This window comes from Acidovorax sp. KPB24-07 (assembly GCF_057543315.1).
Genome location: NZ_BAAJYS010000655.1, coordinates 1 through 1,315 on the forward strand (window position 1 = coordinate 1; position 1,315 = coordinate 1,315).

1 protein-coding gene and 1 pseudogene are annotated in these 1,315 nt (G+C 71.7%); both read right to left on the reverse strand.

Annotated features, from left to right (window positions below):
* Positions 1–199 (reverse strand): annotated as a pseudogene (locus tag AC27IQ_RS24750) (2-aminobenzoate-CoA ligase); the annotation flags it as partial.
* Positions 196–1,315, reverse strand: a 1,120-nt coding sequence (locus AC27IQ_RS24755) for an acyl-CoA dehydrogenase family protein (RefSeq protein ID WP_487091184.1), incomplete at its 5' end; no start/stop codon positions are given. The pseudogene AC27IQ_RS24750 and the gene AC27IQ_RS24755, both read right to left, overlap by 4 nt.

Consider the following 1,315-nt stretch of genomic DNA (forward strand, 5'->3'; position numbering starts at 1 on the left):
AGGTCCAGGTGCGCGTGGGCGAGCGCAGCAGCGGCCGCCCGCCGTGCCCTGCCTGCGCGGCGCGCTCGAACAGCACCTGCACGAGGTTGGCCTGGTCCGGCACCTGCAGCGAGGGCAGGTCGTAGTGCAGCGCGGGCCACTGCTCGCGCGGCGGCAGGCGGTCGTGGACGAAGGTGTCGGTCTGTGCGCTGGGGGTCATGCCTGCTGCTCCTGCAAGACGGCTTTGCCGATGATGAGTTGCTGGACCTCGGTGGCGCCTTCGTAGATGCGCAGCGCGCGGATGTCGCGGTACAGCGATTCGATCTTGGCGCCCACCTCGACGCCGCGCCCGCCGTGCATCTGCAGGGCCATGTCGATCACGCGCTGCGCGTTCTCGGTGGCGGTCATCTTGGCCATCGCAGCGGCGACGCTGCGATGGCGAGCCTCGGTGGCGTTGCCCGCCCGCCCAGATAGCAAGCTCTCGTCGCGCATCCATGCCGCCCGGTACGTGAGCAGCGCCGCGCCATCGACCAGCGCCGCCATCTCGCCCAGCTTGGCCTGCGTGAGCTGGAAGTCGCCCAGTGTCTGGCCGAACATGCAGCGCGTGCGCGCATGGTGCACCGCCTCGGCGAGCGCGCGCCGCGCCAGCCCCAACGCGGCGCCCGCCACCGAGGCGCGAAAGATGTCCAGCGTGCGCATGGCCAGCTTGAAGCCGCCGTGCAGCTCGCCCAGCAGCGCATCGGCCGGCACGGTGCAGCCGTCGAACGCCAGCGTGGCCAGCGGGTGCGGCGCCATCACCTGGATGTGGCGCGAATCATCCAGACCCGGCGTGGGCGCATCGACGATGAAGGCGCTGATGCCGCGCGTGCCGCCGGCCGGGTCGGTCTTGGCGAAGACGCAGTAGAAGTCGGCGATGCCGCCGTTGCTGATCCACGTCTTGGTGCCGTTCAGCGTGTAGGCGCCCATGGCCTCGCCCGCGGAATCGGAGCCGTTCGGGCCCGATGCCGCCGGATTGTTTGCCTGTGTAGCTATTGTTTTCATAGCGCCGACGTCGGAGCCGGCCTCGGGCTCGCTGAGCGCGAAGGCGGCGATCTTCTCGCCGCGCGCCACCGCGGGGAGGTAGCGTGCCTGCTGCGCGGCGCTGCCGGCGAGCGTGATCGCGCCGCTGCCCAGGCCCTGCATGGCGAAGGCGAAGTCGGCCAGGGGCGAGTGGTAGGCCAGGGTCTCGCGCAGCAGCACCAGCGCGCGGGAATCGAGTTCGGCCAGCGCGCCGCCGTGCGCGGCGGGCACGCAGTAGCGCAGCCAGCCGCCGTCGCCCAGGCGGCGCACCCACTCG